At 50.3% G+C, this 17,214-nt stretch carries 11 protein-coding genes, 1 pseudogene and 1 other annotated feature; of the genes and pseudogenes, 3 read left to right on the forward strand and 9 right to left on the reverse strand.

Annotation, left to right across the window (positions count from 1 at the left end):
• From NNL21_RS01995 to NNL21_RS02005, 3 genes are read right to left on the reverse strand one after another with little or no spacing between them, the layout of a single operon-like run.
• Positions 1-969, reverse strand: a complete 969-nt coding sequence (locus NNL21_RS01995; protein ID WP_204815779.1) for a carbohydrate ABC transporter permease — start codon at positions 967-969, stop codon at positions 1-3.
• A complete protein-coding gene (locus tag NNL21_RS02000; RefSeq protein WP_204815780.1) occupies positions 941-3,913 on the reverse strand; it encodes an extracellular solute-binding protein in 2,973 nt (990 codons plus the stop codon). Before NNL21_RS02000 ends, NNL21_RS01995 begins: the two co-directional genes overlap by 29 nt.
• Positions 3,910-5,043 carry an ABC transporter ATP-binding protein gene (locus NNL21_RS02005; RefSeq protein ID WP_204815781.1) on the reverse strand — a complete coding sequence of 378 codons (1,134 nt, stop codon included), beginning with the start codon at positions 5,041-5,043 and terminating at the stop codon, positions 3,910-3,912. The genes NNL21_RS02000 and NNL21_RS02005 overlap by 4 nt, the downstream gene beginning before the upstream one ends.
• A 613-nt stretch (positions 5,044-5,656) precedes the next feature.
• Here NNL21_RS02005 and NNL21_RS36145 point away from each other — a divergent pair.
• Both NNL21_RS36145 and aspS read left to right on the forward strand, forming a co-directional pair.
• Positions 5,657-5,984, forward strand: a pseudogene (locus NNL21_RS36145) (sensor histidine kinase); the annotation flags it as partial.
• Between the two features lie 153 nt (positions 5,985-6,137).
• Positions 6,138-6,377 (forward strand) — a binding site (T-box leader).
• 203 nt (positions 6,378-6,580) lie between these two features.
• Positions 6,581-7,888 (forward strand): aspartate--tRNA(Asn) ligase, encoded by a 1,308-nt coding sequence (aspS, locus tag NNL21_RS02015; RefSeq protein ID WP_204815782.1) that lies wholly within the window; start codon positions 6,581-6,583, stop codon positions 7,886-7,888.
• Between the two features lie 148 nt (positions 7,889-8,036).
• Here aspS and NNL21_RS02020 read toward each other — a convergent pair whose 3' ends face one another.
• Genes NNL21_RS02020 through NNL21_RS02030 form a run of 3 tightly spaced genes read right to left on the reverse strand, consistent with a single transcriptional unit; the run spans position 8,037 to position 11,193 of the window.
• Positions 8,037-9,014, reverse strand: coding sequence for a sugar phosphate isomerase/epimerase family protein (locus NNL21_RS02020; RefSeq protein WP_204815783.1), 978 nt, complete (start codon positions 9,012-9,014; stop codon positions 8,037-8,039).
• Between the two features lie 44 nt (positions 9,015-9,058).
• Complete coding sequence (locus NNL21_RS02025) at positions 9,059-10,129, reverse strand: Gfo/Idh/MocA family protein (RefSeq protein ID WP_204815784.1); 1,071 nt, start codon at positions 10,127-10,129, stop codon at positions 9,059-9,061.
• A gap of 38 nt (positions 10,130-10,167) precedes the next feature.
• Positions 10,168-11,193 carry a LacI family DNA-binding transcriptional regulator gene (locus NNL21_RS02030; protein ID WP_204815785.1) on the reverse strand — a complete coding sequence of 342 codons (1,026 nt, stop codon included), beginning with the start codon at positions 11,191-11,193 and terminating at the stop codon, positions 10,168-10,170.
• Between the two features lie 454 nt (positions 11,194-11,647).
• Here NNL21_RS02030 and NNL21_RS02035 point away from each other — a divergent pair, with 454 nt between their 5' ends.
• Positions 11,648-12,436, forward strand: coding sequence for an IclR family transcriptional regulator (locus NNL21_RS02035; RefSeq protein ID WP_204815786.1), 789 nt, complete (start codon positions 11,648-11,650; stop codon positions 12,434-12,436).
• A 74-nt stretch (positions 12,437-12,510) separates the two neighbouring features.
• Here the strand turns inward: NNL21_RS02035 and NNL21_RS02040 are convergent, their stop codons facing one another.
• The 3 genes from NNL21_RS02040 to NNL21_RS02050 form a co-directional block, all read right to left on the reverse strand.
• Complete coding sequence (locus NNL21_RS02040) at positions 12,511-14,070, reverse strand: glycosyl hydrolase family 28-related protein (protein ID WP_204815787.1); 1,560 nt, start codon at positions 14,068-14,070, stop codon at positions 12,511-12,513.
• 135 nt (positions 14,071-14,205) lie between these two features.
• Entirely contained in the window at positions 14,206-16,035 is a 1,830-nt protein-coding gene (locus NNL21_RS02045) for a hypothetical protein (protein ID WP_204815788.1), read from the reverse strand.
• 4 nt (positions 16,036-16,039) lie between these two features.
• The gene (locus NNL21_RS02050; RefSeq protein WP_204815789.1) at positions 16,040-17,206 is read right to left on the reverse strand and encodes a Gfo/Idh/MocA family protein; all 1,167 of its coding nucleotides are present in this window, start codon (positions 17,204-17,206) and stop codon (positions 16,040-16,042) included.
• Positions 17,207-17,214 lie beyond the last annotated feature (8 nt).

Here is a 17,214-nt window from a genome sequence, read left to right on the forward strand (position 1 = left end):
TTATTCATCCCCCTTCGGCGCGAATAAGTGGTAGCACAGCTTCATGACGGCATAGCTAATGATCAGAAGCACGACACAGAGTGAAGACGCGTAGCCGAGCTCGAACCGGATGAAGGCATAATCATCGATATGATTGATAAACAGATGCCCTGCGTAGGATGGCGTGATGACCGCTCCTGTGAGTTGGGTAGAGATCGCCCCCGCCTTAAGCGTACCGACAATCGTCATGACGGCACTGAACAGCATCTGCGGCTTCATGGAAGGAACCGTAATGTAGAACACCTCTTGCAGCGAATTCTTGATGCCATCGATTCTCCCGGCTTCATAGAGCTCCGGGTTGACGGTCTGCAGCCCGGCGAGCATCGCCAGAAAACCGACGCTGAAGCTGGTCCATAGGCTGACGATAATCATGATGGTCATCAAGTATTTGGGATTGGCCAGCCACAGCTGAGGAGAATCGATAATGCCAAGGCGCAGCAGCAAGCTGTTGACATAACCAACTTTATCACCGCTGAATGCCGCTACCCAGACGACAGCCAGGGCAACGCCGCCTGCAAGCGAAGGGGTATAGAAGGCCAAGGTATACACATCCCGAACTTGCTTGGGCAGCCTGGTGATCATCCAGGCGAAGAAGAAGGACAACAGGTAGCCGCCCGGCCCCACGAGCAATGCGAACTTAAACGTGTTGGGCAGCGCATATTTCATAAACACGAAATCCTGCGTAACTAAGGAAATATAGTTATTGAATCCGATAAACGTAGGAAACGAGAAGCCGTTGAATGAGGTGACGCTAAGCAGTCCAGCCATGAGGACCGGCAGCAGAATGAATACCGCGAAGCAGATGAGGAAGGGAGCTATGAACAGATACCCGACCCGATCTCTCCATACATTGCTCAGCATCTTCTCCAAACGGCGGATTAACAGGGGGGCGGGCTTGCGGTTATGGACGACGGTTTTCAGCTGACTCATGCCCTTCTCCCCCCTTCTCGTACGTATATGGCTGCACATATGGCTCCAGATCGAGGTCTGTGTCCGCCGGAATGCCAAGATCCTCCTGCTTCCGTCTCATTTCGCGCTGTAGTGCGATACGCGCTTGCTCCAGCGACTCCATGAACGGCATTCCTGTCAACACGGTACGGTTCCAAGCAAAGCTAAGCTCTCGTCCAAGGAAATAATGACCGGGAACGAGCGGAACATTCTTTACCCATCGGCCTTGTTCGTACAGTGCTGCCAGTTCTTCATCCGACCACGGGATATCTGCCATCGCCTCCACGTTAGCGGTATTCCAGCGATACTCGAGTCCGTACAACGATTCCATGCTGTTGCCGAACTCCGACTGAACGGCGGCAGATGTCCACCAATCCAGAAACTTCCAAGCCTGGTCCTGCTTATCGCTCTTCTCCATAATCATGCCGCTTACTGCACCTTGCGGCTGCCAACGCGCTACTGTCCCGTCTGATTGGCGAATGCCCGGAACCGGGGCTACGCCCCAATTTCCGACGATATCCGGCGCTGCCACCGTGAGCTGAACGTAGGTGGACAAATCACCGATACCGATCGGCAGATCTCCCAGCCGGAAGTGCTCGAAGAAGGCCGGTACTTCCAAAGGCAAGCTGTGCTTAACGAACATATCCGTCCATTGCTTGAAGGCCTTGACGGATTTGGCTTCGCCAAGCATGTTCTTCATCCCGGTCTCATCCCAGAATTCAGCGCCATTCTGATAGAAGATGGTCGTGAAATCAGCCGGCGGGTAGTAGAAGGTCATCCCCTTCTCCAGCAAGGTCGGCATAATTCGGAAGACATCCTCCCACGTATCCGGGGGTTTAATGCCTAGCTGCTCGAACACATCCGTCCGGTAGAACATGAGCTGGAAGTTCTGCAGCTCCGGCAGCGCATATGTGCCGCCGTCATACTTGTGTGCCAGAAGGACACCAGGGTGAAACCGCTTCACGATGTCATCAAAGCCCTTCATCTTCGACAAATCGGCAACGGCTCCGCGCATGGCGTATTCTACCGCCGTCTCTGAAGGGATACCGAGGGCAACGTCAGGCTGATCCCCTGCAGCATTGCCAAGAATGAGCGCATTCGGATTCGGCATCAGATTGACGTTGACCTGAATGCCTGTTTGCGGCGTGAATTGCTGCTCAATCATCTCTTGCATAATATCTACGTAGTCTCTGCCACGGCTTACCCACACCGTAATGGCCTTTTCCTTGTTTAGCGACTTACGGCTGTAATCCATATAGAAGGTACGGAAGAAATTCATCCCCATATAAGCCGTACGTTTGAATGCGCCCGATACCTTGAGCCCGGTTTCCGCCTCCGGTGTACGCAGCACGATATAGTCAAGCATCAGCTTCTGTTCGGACATCTGCGTAATCCAAGCTCCCAGTCTGCTCTGGGTGCTGGAGAATTCCTTCATTTGATTCGGGATATCATTGACATCCTCCCTCATCTCCTCGAAGGTGTACTTGGCCGTATTCAGGATAGAGGATACTGCCGTTTTACGTCCGCTCAAGCCGTTCACATAGTCGGATATCACGTTCATCTTGTCGATTAGTGATGTGAGCTTTTGCTCGATGTCAGGATCATAACGTTTGATTTCCCACGTGCGGTTCAAGTCCTGATCCGCACCGGTTACGCTGTAATTGCCCGTAATTCGGCGCATATCCTTATCCATCACACTGAGCTCCCTCAGTAGATTCTGAAGGGCATACACGGCTGGTGTTATTGGGGATGCATCTGCAATGATCCGCAGGGTATGTCTGCCTTTGGTCAAATAAATCCGATAGGCGGTACCGTCCTGAGCCTGCAGTGTATGCAGTTGAAAATGCGAATTCGTTGCCGTCTCATAGCCTTTCAGTTCCTGGAAGGGAACTTCTCCATCGACCGTAATCGTATGATAGACGCTCGATTGCTGCATGGATTGCAAATATTTCAGGTCCAGCTCATAATAGCTGTCCTTCGGTACCTCAATATCCCATTCCAGCCATTCGCCGGCTTTCTTCCAACGATCTCCCCCGATAACGTTATAGGCAATGCGCCCCTTGGGGTCAGGAGAGATGTATGGCTCCGAGTAGGAGGCCGTCTGGATGCTGGGGTCTGACTTGCGTGAATAGCTTTCTGCTTCGTAAAGTTGAAACCAGGTGCTGCTTTCTTCGGCTGTTGGTTGATTCTGTGTGTAGTGGACATAGTCCGGAATATCACGTGATGGTGTAAGTGTGAGGGTGTCCAAGGCTACCGGCTCGCGCCAGCCAATCATTCGAATGGTGTGCTTGCCCTTGGTGAAGTGCCATTGCAATGGCTCAGAGGAAACAGAATAATCTGTGATGGTTTCGTTCTTTAAGCCTTCCAGCTCGACTTGTACAGGACGCAGCTCGTTGCCAAGCTTGTCACGTTTATAAGGGTAGACGGCATCTTTCCAATTGCGCTTTAACATAACTCGCTGCGCTTCGGCGAAAGGATATTCCCCGTCGATTTGAATGCCTCGTATGATACCGGAGAAACTGCCTTTCAAAGGAATATAAGCGATACTTAGCGTATAGAGACCTTCTTCCGGGATGTCTGCAACCCACTCTACCCATCCCGCTGCATGGTCCCAGTGAAGGACCTGCCTGCCTAGCTCTTCATTGCGTGAAACCTTGATCGAAGCCTCGTCGGATCGGCTGGAAAATGAAGCGGCTTCTATCGTAACGGCGTCACCGCCAGCCGGCATTTTCGCTTGATCCCATCCTTGCAGATAGGTGAAGTAATTAGGCATTCCAACGGCCTGCGAATGTTCATCAAGCGCACTGCTCGCTACAACGGGATAATGCTGCCCGCTTATGAAGAAGAGACGGTAAATCAAGAAGAGTGCCAGGACTGCTGCGACGGCAATAACGGTCAGGAGCTTCTTGTTTCTGACGAACCTCATAGGCTGGTAACTCCTTGCGAAGTCAAGCTGCCCCCCTGCTCGGCATCGAAGAGATGGATGCGATCCAATCGGAAAGCAATCTCGATCTGATCCCCTGCCGCGAAAGGACTGCCCGCCTCCGTTCGGACGATAACGGTGGATTCTCCGATATTGACGAACAGGAACGTGTCCGAGCCCATAAGCTCGATCATCTCAATCGTCCCTGCCGTCATCCCACACGGATACTTCTTCGGCATTTCGCGATCAGCACCGATATGCTCCGGTCGAATGCCCAGCACAACCTGCCGAAGATTAGATGTGGCGGCCTTAAGCGAGTCCCCGTATCGCTGCGGCAGTTCCCATAGAACCCGCTTCGTCTCGAAGTAATACTTGCCCTCCCGCCGGTTGACAGATCCCGGTATTAGGTTCATTTGGGGACTCCCAATGAAGCTGGCGACAAATAAATTGCAGGGCTGGTCATACATTATCTGCGGTGGCGCCACCTGTTGGACTTCGCCGTCCTTCATCACAACGATCCGCGTGCCCATCGTCATCGCTTCCGTCTGATCATGGGTCACATAGACGGTTGTCGTCTTCAACTGGCTGTGCAGCTTCATGATTTCCGCACGGGTTTGCGCACGCAGCTTCGCGTCGAGATTGGATAGAGGCTCATCCATCAGGAATACCTGCGGCTCGCGGACAATTGCCCTTCCTAACGCAACGCGCTGCTTCTGCCCGCCGGAGAGCTGGCTGGGCAGCCTGTCGAGTAAGTGTGAGATCTCCAGGATCTTCGCTGTCCGGTTCACTTTAAGCTCTACTTCATGCTTCGCGACCTTGCGCAGCTTCAGCCCTAATGCGATATTCTCATAGACAGATAAGTTCGGATACAAGGCATAATTCTGAAACACCATGGAGATATCCCGGTTCTTCGGCGAGACGAAGTTAACGTAACGGTCGCCAATGTAGAGATCTCCTTCCGATATCGGCTCCAGTCCTGCAATCATACGGAGCATCGTCGACTTCCCGCAGCCGGAGGGACCGACCAGAACGAGAAATTCGCCCTCCGACACTTCGAGATTAAAGTCTTTAACTGCCGGTCGGTGCTCGCCCTTATAATATTTGAAAATATGTCGACAACTTAAGCTGCCCATATCTATGGTTACGCTCCTTTCATGACTTCCTTATGGATCTGAAATACGAATCCGCCTGCTCGCTCCCCCTATTGTATTATTTGTATCAAATAAAGCATTATTATCCACATCAACTACCTACTACCTTTTATGTAAGCACTTTCATGAAAGACAATACTATAGAACAATACATTAGTCAAGGCATTTTTTGTTCAAATAAGTCCTTGTATACCATAGGAAATTCGTCATTTTTTGCAGTTAATAGGATAAGAGACTCAAGTCATATGAAGTAAATTAGAATATTAGATCATTTATTTTAAATCCATTTTATCGGATGCCCTTATTCGTTGGAGATTCTATTCGAGGAAAGCTGCAGCGTGACATCATGCTACAAATCCCTATATAACGACTGTTAATGAAGAGAGAAACCGATCGGCTTCATAGCGAGGCTTATTCGAGAATGTAGATGCAAGAGAACTCTTCCAGAAGAATCCAGTAACAAGATCGCTGCAGATGCGTCTGTTAGCATGTAGCTGAAAGAGCTTTAGATTAATATTTTCGTTGATGGAGGATGCACGGATGAAGAAAATTGCTGCTGCTTTATTGGGGCTCGCATTGTCTGCGGCCGCTCTAAATCAAGCAGGTGGTCATGATCCTCCTAGACAATGGCATCAAGTATACCAACTCTAAGGGCTCGATAACCTTCACCCTCAAGAAGCGGCATAACGACAATTCTGCTGGCAGTGACCAATACCGGCGAAGGCATCGCAGCCGAGCATCTGGAACGGATCTTCGATCGCTTCTACCGCGCCGACCCTTCCCGGTCGCGCAAGCAAGGCGGATATGGCCTCGGGCTTGCTATAGCCAAATCGATCGTCGAGCAGCATAAAGGGAAGATCTATGCCAAAAGCGTGCCGAACGAGGCAACGACCTTCTATGTTCAGCTTCCAGGGATGAGTTAACCTGCTAGAAAGAAATCGGGTGCTCATCAGGTTAATCTTATGGAATCAGGCAGTGATCCCGGTAACTTGACCGCCGCTTGGGTGCCGATCAAATAGATCGCGTTATTTTCATGTTTGACAAATGCACGCAAAGTGGATAATATATGGAAAATGACGAAAACGATGAACCGGAGAAGTACCCGGCGCGCGCAGCACACAGAGAGCCGTCCCATGGCTGGGAGGACGGCGGCTGCGACCGGAGGAAAGACACCGGCGAGTTCTGCCTGAACGACCGCCCGGCTTACCCGGTCCAGTAGGAGCAGACGTACACCCCGCGTTATGGGGTCCGAGCCGATCGCGCTGTATGGCGCGATAATCAGGGTGGTACCGCGAGCGTTCAACCTCGTCCCTTTTGGGGACGGGGTTTTTTATGTTTTTTTATTGGAGCTGCAGCCGTGGAGGCTGGTACATAATTCAGATCGCTGTCAGCACATATGGGGTTGTTTGGAGACGAATTAAGGAGGTGATGCATATGGACGACGGTAACGATTGTGATGATGACGATAATAACAACTTCGTTTTGCGAAATACCCAATCGAATACAGGGAGTGTTATTCATGGAAACTCATTCAACGCAGCAAGTTCGTGTGCTTTGCGCCCGTGTCTCCGAACATATGGGACATCTTGTAACCGTGCACGGGTGGCTGCACAGTATTCGCCATCTCGGCCAGTTGGCCTTTGTCAACGTGCGCGACCGGAGTGGAATTGTACAATGTGTCCTCGAAGGGGAGCTAGCCAAGACGCCTCTTAGCCTGGAGTCGGTCGTCTCCGTCACCGGCTCTGCCGCTCACGCGCCTAAAGCGCCTGGCGGGATCGAGATCCACGCAGCGTCGGTTCGTTGCATCAGCGCAGCTGCCCCGCTGCCTTTCGAGATCAACAAAAAGACGATCGGCGCAAGGCTGGACACCTTGCTCGATCACCGGGTTCTGTCGCTTAGGCATCCGCAGCTGCACGCGACTTTTCGGATCCAAGCCGCCTTGGCGGGGGCGTTCCGCGACTACTTGTGCCAACACGACTTTACCCAAATTTTCACACCGAAAATCGTCGCATCCGGCACCGAAGGGGGATCCAATCTGTTCCCGGTCGACTACTTCGGCCGGCAGGCGTATTTGGCTCAGTCCCCACAATTTTATAAGCAAATGATGGTGGGCGCCGGTTATGAAAGAGTGTTCGAAATTGCGCCTGTATATCGGGCCGAGGAGCATCATACATCCCGGCATTTGAACGAGTATGTGTCTTTGGACGTCGAGATGGGTTTTATCCGCTCGGACGAAGAGCTGATGGATATGGAGCAGGAGATGCTGCGGTACATGCTGGAGAAGGTTGCCGCCGAATGCGAAGCAGAGCTGGCTTTTCTGGGCGTAGACGTCCAGTTGCCTGCGGATATTACGCGAATTCCAGTCGCGGAAGCGCAGCATATTTTGCAGCGGAAGTACGGCAAAACGTCCCCGAAGGGAGATCTCGACCCGGAGGGCGAGCGGCTCATTTGCCGGCATGTGGCGGAGGACGGCAAGCCGGCGTTCGTCTTCATTACGCGTTACCCGCGCGAAATACGCCCGATGTATGCAATGCCGGCACCAGAGAACGGCGCACTCACCGCTTCGTTCGACTTGATCTATAACGGCCTCGAAATAACGACTGGAGGCCAGCGGATTCACGATTACGAGGAACTGACCGCCTCGATACGCAGCCGAGGACTGAACCCGGACCATTTTGCCGGCTATCTCGACGTTTTCCGTTACGGCATGCCGCCGCACGGCGGGTTTGCCATCGGCCTCGAGCGCCTTACCTCGCGTCTGCTCGGACAACCGAACGTACGCGAAGCTTCGGCGTTTCCGCGGGATCGGACGCGGCTTACTCCTTAAGCGTTGGTTGTAGTGAATTTTTAGCCAAGAAAGAGACTTTGCATCCCTGCCTGCCTGCAAAGTCTCTTTCTTCCTGCATTTTACCTTTTCATCGAGTCTGAGCACCGCAAACAATCATGGGCCTTCTTGCGCTCGGGATAGCCGGACGCTATAGGTTCTGCTTATTAATAATTTCTTTTAAATGCTGATAGCCGAATGTAAGGCGTTCTTCCATCTGATCCAGATAAGGAATCGCCTCGTACTCCTCCACATTGGGAAACTCGCCGCTTGCCAGCTTCTTCTCGGTCTGCCATGCCAATTTAACAAATTGACCAAGCTCAACCGGGGTCAAGTCCGGGTTCTTATCGATCCATGCTGGATCAAATATGCTGACTTCAAACAACCATTTATGATCTTCAATCGATAGCGGCAAATGAGGGCTGTATTCACCCAAGATCGGGATGATTTGTTCAAAATCAACAATTCCCTGACCCGGGGCTTTACCTTGCCGCATCACTCCATTGTCGCTGAAGTAGATGATACCATCCTTCGTATGAGTCAGATGCGTATAAGGTGCAACCCGCTTCGCCGCGAGAACAGGATCTTCACCGCAAACCAGCATGTTGGCGGTATCCAGGCATATACCGCATATATCAGCTCCAACCGCTTCGACCACCCTGACCAGATCAAACGTACCGTCGCCATGATTCTCCAAGTTAATCCTACTCCCGCACTTCTCCAGAACGGGTCTTAATGATTGGATGAAATCGATACTCTGATTCAAATGGGTTTTCCACGGAACGGGATGGTTATAATTCTCGTCAGAATAGCAGATGACGCTTCTGAGCTCATGCCAGCCGGCCTCCGCATACGCTTGAATATGTTCGACGAGGGTTTCCTTATGCTCTTCCAACGATCCGTTCACTAATACCGGATTGCATGTTCCGACGCCGGAATAAACATACATCCCCAGCATTTCGGCATACTCTCGTATATCTATGAGTCTGCCGACATCCGCTTCTCGGCTGAGCTCAGCCATATCGCCAAATAGAACCCCTTCTAATCCCAGCTTCTTCACGTAATCAAGGGTTTGATACGCATCCAGCTTCAAATCTCTAATTGTAAAGCTGTCGATACCCACTCTCATGTCCATTCCTCCTTCCTCGCTATCCAACTGTAATGAGGCCGCTGTTATTGCCACGGTTGGGGTTCAATCGGGATGTTCACAACCCTGCCTGTTGACTCGGATCGATAGGCCGCCTCAGCCACTTCAACTGTTTTGCGGCTATCCATGCCATCCGTTACAATATTGGCATCCTCTCCCCTGAGACTCTTGACCCACTCCTCGATACATTGCTGATGTCCGGTTATCGTGTTATCGGTCTCCATCTTCACGAAGCTTCCTTCGCCTTTCATGTTATATTCGAATAGCTTCGATTGATTATCATGAATTTTCACATAAGTGCCTTTGCCGCTCATGAAATAAGCTTCACCCTTGGTGCCGGTAACATGGTTGAATTCATACCATAATCCATCCGGGGCTTGATGAGATTGCGTGTACCAGTTAATCGACAGAAGGGCGAGCGCTCCTGATTGCATCCGCGCGATGATGGCCCCTATGCTTTCTCCTTCCATTCGGCTTGCTTCCACCTTGGACATCGAGGTAACGCTTTCAATTTCACCGCCATACCAACGAAGAGAATCGATTTGATGCGTCAGACAGCTCATGATGGCGCCGCCCCCGATATTGTCCCGATATCGAACCCAGCTGTTCTCAGGAAATACAACATTCTGGTTATGCTCCAGCTTCCAGAACAGAATCTCTCCGAGCTCCCCTGAATCAACTACTTTCTTAAGCGCCTGCCAATCCTTGTCGTAACGTCTGTCATGGCAGACCGTCAGCGATACACCTGCCTGGGTGCAAGCCTCTATCATTTGGTCGCACTCATACACATTCCTGGCCATAACCTTCTCAGTCAGTACGTGCTTACCTGCTTTGGCTGCAGCTATAGCCGCTGGCGCATGCAGATTGTGGGGAAGAATGATATCCACGGCGTCAATGTCTTCTCTCTCCAATAGATCCATATAATCACCGACAATTTCAACTTCTTCGCCTAACAGCTGACGAATGTGGGCATGGCGTTCCGGGTTCGTCTCCGCCACAACCACCTCGCAAATATCCTGGAGACGAGTAAAGCCCGGGGCGTGAGCATTTAATATTCCGCCTCCGCCTAGAATTCCGATTCTCAACTTTTTCTTCATGATCATTTCTCCTTCGTCATAGGTTATCATCTATTGTTTCATTGCCTTGGAACACTAGTGGATTGCCTGATCACCAATTCCGGATAGAGGATGGTCTTCGCTGCCGTGTATTTCCTGGCGGTCTTATCCGTGTCTTTCTTCTCAATTTTCTCGATCAGCATATCCACTGCCCGGTCAGCCATCTCCGTAATGGGCGGGAATACCGTGGTAAGGGCAGGAATGAGATATTCCGACTCCTTAATATTGTCGAATCCGATGATCGAGACGTCTTCAGGAACCTTCAATCCCGCTTCATGCAGGGCTTTCATCGCTCCGATCGCGATATTATCATAAGTAGCAAACACGGCTGTAGGCATTTCTCCCTCCGCTAGAAGCTCTTTCATCCTCAAATAACCGCCTTCTTCGAATCTTTCGGTTCCATCCGTCTTAATAAAGTTCTCGTTGTATTCCAGCCCCCATTCGGCAAGCGCTTTCTGGAAGGGAGGCAGCCGGACCGGCTTGGATAACTTCTCGCCGATGAAACCGAAGGACTTATGTCCAAGTTCGATAAGATGACGAATGAGCAAGGATATCCCATGGGCATCGTCGACCGCTACGCATTCATGACCCGTATTATCGCCCGCAGAGCCAAGAAATACGATGGGCGTTTTTATTATATCCCTGACTGCAGCGGCATTCACTTCATCCAAGTTATCACCTGCAAAAATGATTCCGTCCACCGCTCTTCCAATGAAGACCTCCAGGTTTCTAAGCCCTTTGTCCGCATTAAAGTCGGTCGTGCCTATAATCAGGGCGTAGCCCTTGGCATACAGCTCACTCTCCACACGATTGACAATCTGAACGTAGTGATTGCTTGTGATCTCCGGAACGATTAGACCAATTAGCTTCGTACCCTTGCCTGTTAGAGCTCTTGCCGATAGATTCGGCGTGTAATGGAGTTCATTGGCAATTTTCTCAATTCTTTGGATCGTATGTTCACTGATCTTCTTATTGCGGGCCAAAGCGCGCGATACGGTGGAGGCGCTTACACCGGCTATCTTGGCAATTTCCTCTATCGTCGACATAAACATCTACCTTCCAGCCTCTTATTATGTACGTGTAGCTGTATACACCAAATTACCTGCTGATAATTTTAGAAGTCATGCAAACGTTTGCACTACCGTCACAATAACATGTTGTTTTTTGGAAATCAACATAAAATTTGAAGGGATGTCCGGAAAAGGAGATTCAACGCTGTTAGGGTAAGACTTTGATAGATACAATGGTGTTTGACGGTTCCTGCAGTTTGATAAGCATTCATGCTGAGAAAGATTGAACGAAGCCAACTGGAGCAATAAATATGAATCTACTTTATGCAAACGGTTGTCTTAAAAGGAATGAACTTGTCCTCCTGAATATGTTCTGTATTCAGAACGTTTCCGTTGCTTGAAATGGGTAAATAACATATTATTAGTTGAAGAAATGAAGTAAAAATGTGGATTGATCATAAACCTATTTCAATTAAAGAAGGTGTCGCAGATGGATGAGAAATCAAAAAAAGGAAGTTATATCGTTCCTGCTATTGATAAATCGATTGCAATTCTTAATTTCTTATCGCTTTCCGGTGAGGGGCAGACCATGTCAACCATTGGAAAAGAATTAAACATAGCCAAAACAAGTGTTTTTTCCATTCTACATACGCTCGAAACCCATAATTTTGTCAGAAAGGATCCGGACGGTTTGTATACATTAGGGCTAAAATTGTACAGCCTGGGGATCTTGTCAGTCCGAAATATAGATTCAAAAGCCATATTCGTTCCACATATGGAAGTATTAAGGGCGGAAACTGAATTTACCGTGCATATGGTTGCTTATGACAATGGGGAAACGGTCTGCCTGGAGAAGCTGGAAGGTCCTGGATCCATTCGTTTCTTATCTTATGTGGGAGAGCGCAAACGGCTGAATACGTCCGCGTGCGGCAAGGCGATCGCCGCCTATTTAACCGAGAAGGAATTGCAAATTATGTTCTCCAAGGGTCTTAATCACCTGACTCCCAATTCAATCTCAACCGAACCCGCGCTGCGCGAGCACCTGCATGAAGTTCGACAATCAGGCTATGCCATTGATGATGAGGAAGGTGAAATTGGCATCCGCTGTATTGGTGCTCCCATCTTTATGAACGATGGCATTGTATATGGCGGCATAAGCGTATCTACATTAAAGACCAATTTGCCCTTTCAAAGAATCCCCCACTATGCAGAAAAAGTATTGACTGCTGCCAAAAAGATTTCCAATGAACTCGGTTATACTGGCGACGCTTATTCCTAAATTCATCGAACCTGTATACAACCGCGAAGGGCCGCACCACATGCATTGTGGCGCGGCCGTCCTGCCAAAGGAACTTACCACATATCAAGATTATTCGAATACATAATGGTTACTCGATACCTTTTGTTAGCTGCTCCGCCTGCAACGCCGATATTTACACCATCCACATAGGAGACGGTCAACGGAACCATCTCGCCTGAACTGCCTTTGTACCAGGCCTGCACAATCAGGCCGGCTGCATGGGCGCTTGGAATGCCGTGTGCGATGTATCCGTTGCCGCTGGCGTCCAACGTCCCCGTGTATCTTTTAATTCCGAAGGGGACACCCCCGTCACCGAGCTGCATGTAATCTTCATTCACCAGATTTTTGTTCACAACCCCGGAGGAAACATTGCCAAATATTGTCTTGTTGCCGGTTGCCAAGTCCATTAAGGTCTGCCCCGCTCCATCGAAAATATTGCCCATAAATACTAGGTTATTAAAATGACCGGTTACTTTCCCTCCAGAATAGAAGCTGTTGCCGGTTACAGTCGCCGAGTTAAGCGCCAGATGAAATTCCCCGGCAAACCGGTTGCCTGTTATGGAGACAGGCCCCCCCTTCGTTAAATTCAGTTTTCCAGTAACCTCATTGTTTGCCAGCTGCCATTCCGTCACTGCCGTATTGGGGTGCAGATTAATGAAGTTCAACGACGTTCCGAGATTGATCGTCGAATTGGATATTAACAACCTCTGAATTTGGGATGTAGTCGCGCTGCTTGAAATTCCATTCAGGACATTCTCCATATGCGAATCCGTGATATAAATAATGCCGTTCGGGTTGTTGAATCCATCGAAAGTAATCCCGTTAGTCGGAGTCCCGCCAGTCGAATTAAATTGGCACCTCAGGAACGTAATCGTGTCCGCTGCTCCTTTAATAAGCACTTGGGAGATCGGGGTAAGAGAGAGCTCTCCCCCATTTCGGCCAAAGCTGGAATCAATGAATGTAGCCTGCGGCGTATCCACCACTTCCAAATAAGCTTCCGTTGCGCTTGCAGATATAACGCGGTTTGCCTTGACGCCCAGTTGACCTGTTATTTTATAACCAATCGCATGTCTGAATATATAGAGATCCTCAAGCACGGTATAGTCTGTAGATCCGACCAACAAACCAATAACACCTGCAGGGATCGTACCGTTTGCCCGCGTTATGGCCAGCTTCTTCAGAGAAGCGGAGGAAGAACCCGGCGAGCCGTTAATTTGAACGACAGGGCTAAGCGCCAGTGAACCCACTATGCTTACAGCAGCATCAGCCACATTCGAATTTCCGTTCACACCTTCCATGGATACGAAAGCAGGAATCGTAATGGTTGATGTGACTCTGTATTTGCCCGTTGGCAGATAGACAACTCCTCCGCCGGCCGCCTGGGCGGCTGCTATGGCATTATTGATTGGAATGGTATCGTCGGCTACGCCGTCTCCAACGGCACCATATAGTGTTTTTACATTATAAACATTATCGGCTGCAGCGTGAGCGCTTACAGGGTTAGGGGGAACTTGAACCAACGTGATCAGCATGGCCAGAACGATTGCAGCTGGTGCGATTCTCTTCTTATCCTTCAGGAACCTGACAAACCCATCAACTAATCTCATCATCATCTCATCCTCTCACTTGTTTTTTGTCCATACAATGTAGTGGCTCACTCCTATATCCTGATAATAAACGCATCTTGAGCCTTAACCGACATCCGGCCTTGCAAGTAAGCAGCCACCCAAAATGCGCATTACTCTCCATTAATCAAACTTCACTGTAACGTCCTGCTTACCCATTGGAATGTGGCAAATCGTCCACAGCCGCCCGTTCTGCCACCGCAGCACGTTATTGCTGTGAAGCAAACCGCGGACCTCATACGAAGCAGCCTTTGCCTTCCCGGGAAGCGGCAGCTTTACCAGCACGCCTTCAGGACAGTCCGTTTCGACCGTAAACCGGATGGAAGAAGCCCCTTCCTCCCCGTTCAAGGCTGGTTTCCATTCCGCGATTTCCAGCGCCGTCTGCGATCTGTCAAACCACCATTGACATATTCCATTCGTAGACAGATGGCGGATGCTGTACCCTTTCTTCCTCGCATATTGCAGGATCTCTTCAATTGCCGGCAAACAATTCACACTTCCGGCTTCATCCGCAATATAGACAGGGTGGATAAATACGTTTAACGTCCAGCCGAAATAAGCCGCCCGATCCAACGCAGCATGTATCCGATTCACATCTTCTTGTCTAGTCTCGTCATAAATTCTCGGCTCGAAGAGATTAATTGGAATGTAAACGTACGGAATCCTTATGTTATCATGCTCGAAATCGTCATAGACAAAATGCGGGTAGGCAGAACCGAAGCCAAAGCCCAGCAGATTAATCGGATTGGCAGGCGGCGAGAAGACATGAACCCGGGAGTTGTCTCCCTTCATCCCCAGCGCCGAAGCCCATCTGGCCATCTCCGCCCAGCCGGTTGCCATCGTCCAGTGATTAACCGTTGCTATCGGCATAATTCCAAACGCAGCCACGTATTGTTCAGCCTGCTCTTGCAGCTCGGCTTCCGTAAAAGGAGCTAGCGGCTTGACGAAATCAAAGTGGAGCGACAAATCATGTCCGTTCTTATTGACAATCTCATCATACTCCGCCGTGTTGATTGCGAAGTTCCCGTTCTTGTCGGGCATCAGATTAATATGATAGGGCAATCCCTTATCCTTCATGTAGTCCGACGCTTTCACCTGAATTCCCGGCTGGCATTCGTCATCCCCGCCGTAATGGAGCACCATATCAGGCACTGCCCCGTCCGGCTGCGGGGGAAGCTGGTGAATGAAGGGCTGCGGAATCTTGATTAGCGCCTGCTCAAGTACTTGCAGCCAATAGTCTGCATACGGTAATTCAAGATCAAGAGAACGGCCCAGCACGATATTATCGCTGGAACGAAAGTAACCATCTCCGTCCAAATCCGCGACAACGGGCCTGCCCTGATGAATAACCCATATCGTCTGCGGGAGATCAAATGCGAAGTAACAGGACTCCCCTAAGCCGACCTGCCTATGCACCACAGCGGAATATTCCGTTTCCTGACCCTTGGAATCCATTAATATCGTCGAGTCGGCCAACTCACCGCCAACTGGCTTCACCAATTCCAGATCGGAGAAAATAGGAAGCGATGCACCCTTAAAGTCATACAACGGATTAAGCTCTTCAGGGACATTCGCCGCGAAACGGCAAAATCCCGAAATCGTAAATTCATCATCCGGCTGTTTCATCGTTCCGTGGTTAACAATCCCAAACAGCGCTTCCGCTTCCCGGGTTGCGAACCCGATCAGTACTCCCCCTCCTGCCATCCAGTGCTGCAAACATTCCTTCTCGTGCGCGGACAAGCGAATGTCCCCGATAACGATGAACGTTAACCCTGCAAGAATATCGTTATCGAGTAGGTTCCCTCGTGATAGCTTAGCAGCCCGCAAGCCAAGCTCATCGAACAGTTCTTCTACATATCGATACCAATAATTCCGACCTTCCGCGTTCGCCTCCCGGCGATACTCATCCTCGTATACATAACCGGTTAGAGAGCGACCTGTTCCGTTTCCCATGCAATCACCTCTTCTCCCTAAAATCAGGTACGATCTTCAGCGTCCCGCCTTCATTCGACGATTCCGCTGCCAGAATAGCAGGCGCGGCTGTCTCCACTGCCTTATACACATCCATCTCCAGCTTGGCATCCGTCAGGATCGCTGAGATGAAATTATCTACAGGCCAGCCGTCAGCTCCGCCATGCTCGCTCTGCCTTGTGAAGTCTGTTGCCCCTTTAGCCGTAAGACTCCAATCCATGTCCTGCCAATCACCGTCATTTTCATTGACCGACCACATCTTCGGCTTATCTTGAAGCGAACGCGACCATTCAACCGTTCGATGCGAGCCTTTCAAATGGTACCAATGCGCACCTGTTCCTCCGCGGGGACCATGGGGCGACGTAAATCCGGCAGCCACCCTTAATACGGTATCATTGTCCGTATGCATCAAGGCGATTTCCATATCCCGGCCTTCATAATTCGGCACATAATAGCTCTGCGGTCTCGTGCCCATACAAGATACGCGTGTGACACGTCCTCCTATGATGCTCAGCAGCGGACTCAACGTATGCGGTAAATAGTATATGGGATTATAGAACCGCTTATTTCTCCAGGTTTTCTCCACTGCGCGGCCTTCCGGTGCAGTGGCCGATCCATAAAATCTCTCGCCCGACTTCGGATCGATGAAGTAATCCCATTCCGCATAATGCAAATACTCTCCTTCGGCAAACAGAATATGGCCGAATTCTCCCCGGTGGGCCATATCCCGCCATTCCTGAATAAAGCCCCAGTACCTCGTCTGTTCCGACAGCTGGTATTTCACTCCGGTTTGCTCCACCTTATTCACCAGCTCCCAGCACTGATCGATCGTGTAAGCCGCCGGTACGTCTGTCGTCACATGGATCCCCTTATCCATTGCATAACAGGCGAGCTGGACCTGAACATCCGGAGGAATAGCAATATATACCGCATCCAGCGCTTCCTTTGCCAGCATAACCTCATAATCGCTGTAGCAATGAATATCAGGATTGCCAAGTTGCCCGGCAATTGTCTCAGCCGTAGCGAGAACATTGTCACACAACGCAACAATGCTGCAGTTCGGATGTCCCGCATACAGATGTGTCATGTACTGCCCTCTTGGCCCCAATCCGATAATGCCGAGCCTTACTTTCCCGTTCCCCATTTCCACCATGCAGCTCT

The organism is Paenibacillus mendelii (assembly GCF_024498075.1).
Taxonomy (GTDB): Bacteria; Bacillota; Bacilli; order Paenibacillales; family Paenibacillaceae; genus Paenibacillus_Z; species Paenibacillus_Z mendelii.

Excerpts from the sequence above, each read along its gene's own strand:
- NNL21_RS02000 (WP_204815780.1), bottom strand. The coding sequence starts at position 3,913 with ATGAGGTTCGTCAGAAACAAGAAGCTCCTGACCGTTATTGCCGTCGCA.
- NNL21_RS01995 (WP_204815779.1), bottom strand. The coding sequence starts at position 969 with ATGAGTCAGCTGAAAACCGTCGTCCATAACCGCAAGCCCGCCCCCCTG.
- NNL21_RS02030 (WP_204815785.1), bottom strand. The coding sequence starts at position 11,193 with ATGTCGACGATAGAGGAAATTGCCAAGATAGCCGGTGTAAGCGCCTCC.
- NNL21_RS02050 (WP_204815789.1), bottom strand. The coding sequence starts at position 17,206 with ATGGTGGAAATGGGGAACGGGAAAGTAAGGCTCGGCATTATCGGATTG.
- aspS (WP_204815782.1), top strand. The coding sequence starts at position 6,581 with ATGGAAACTCATTCAACGCAGCAAGTTCGTGTGCTTTGCGCCCGTGTC.
- NNL21_RS02040 (WP_204815787.1), bottom strand. The coding sequence starts at position 14,070 with ATGATGATGAGATTAGTTGATGGGTTTGTCAGGTTCCTGAAGGATAAG.
- NNL21_RS02035 (WP_204815786.1), top strand. The coding sequence starts at position 11,648 with ATGGATGAGAAATCAAAAAAAGGAAGTTATATCGTTCCTGCTATTGAT.
- NNL21_RS02025 (WP_204815784.1), bottom strand. The coding sequence starts at position 10,129 with ATGAAGAAAAAGTTGAGAATCGGAATTCTAGGCGGAGGCGGAATATTA.
- NNL21_RS02005 (WP_204815781.1), bottom strand. The coding sequence starts at position 5,043 with ATGGGCAGCTTAAGTTGTCGACATATTTTCAAATATTATAAGGGCGAG.
- NNL21_RS02020 (WP_204815783.1), bottom strand. The coding sequence starts at position 9,014 with ATGAGAGTGGGTATCGACAGCTTTACAATTAGAGATTTGAAGCTGGAT.
- NNL21_RS02045 (WP_204815788.1), bottom strand. The coding sequence starts at position 16,035 with ATGGGAAACGGAACAGGTCGCTCTCTAACCGGTTATGTATACGAGGAT.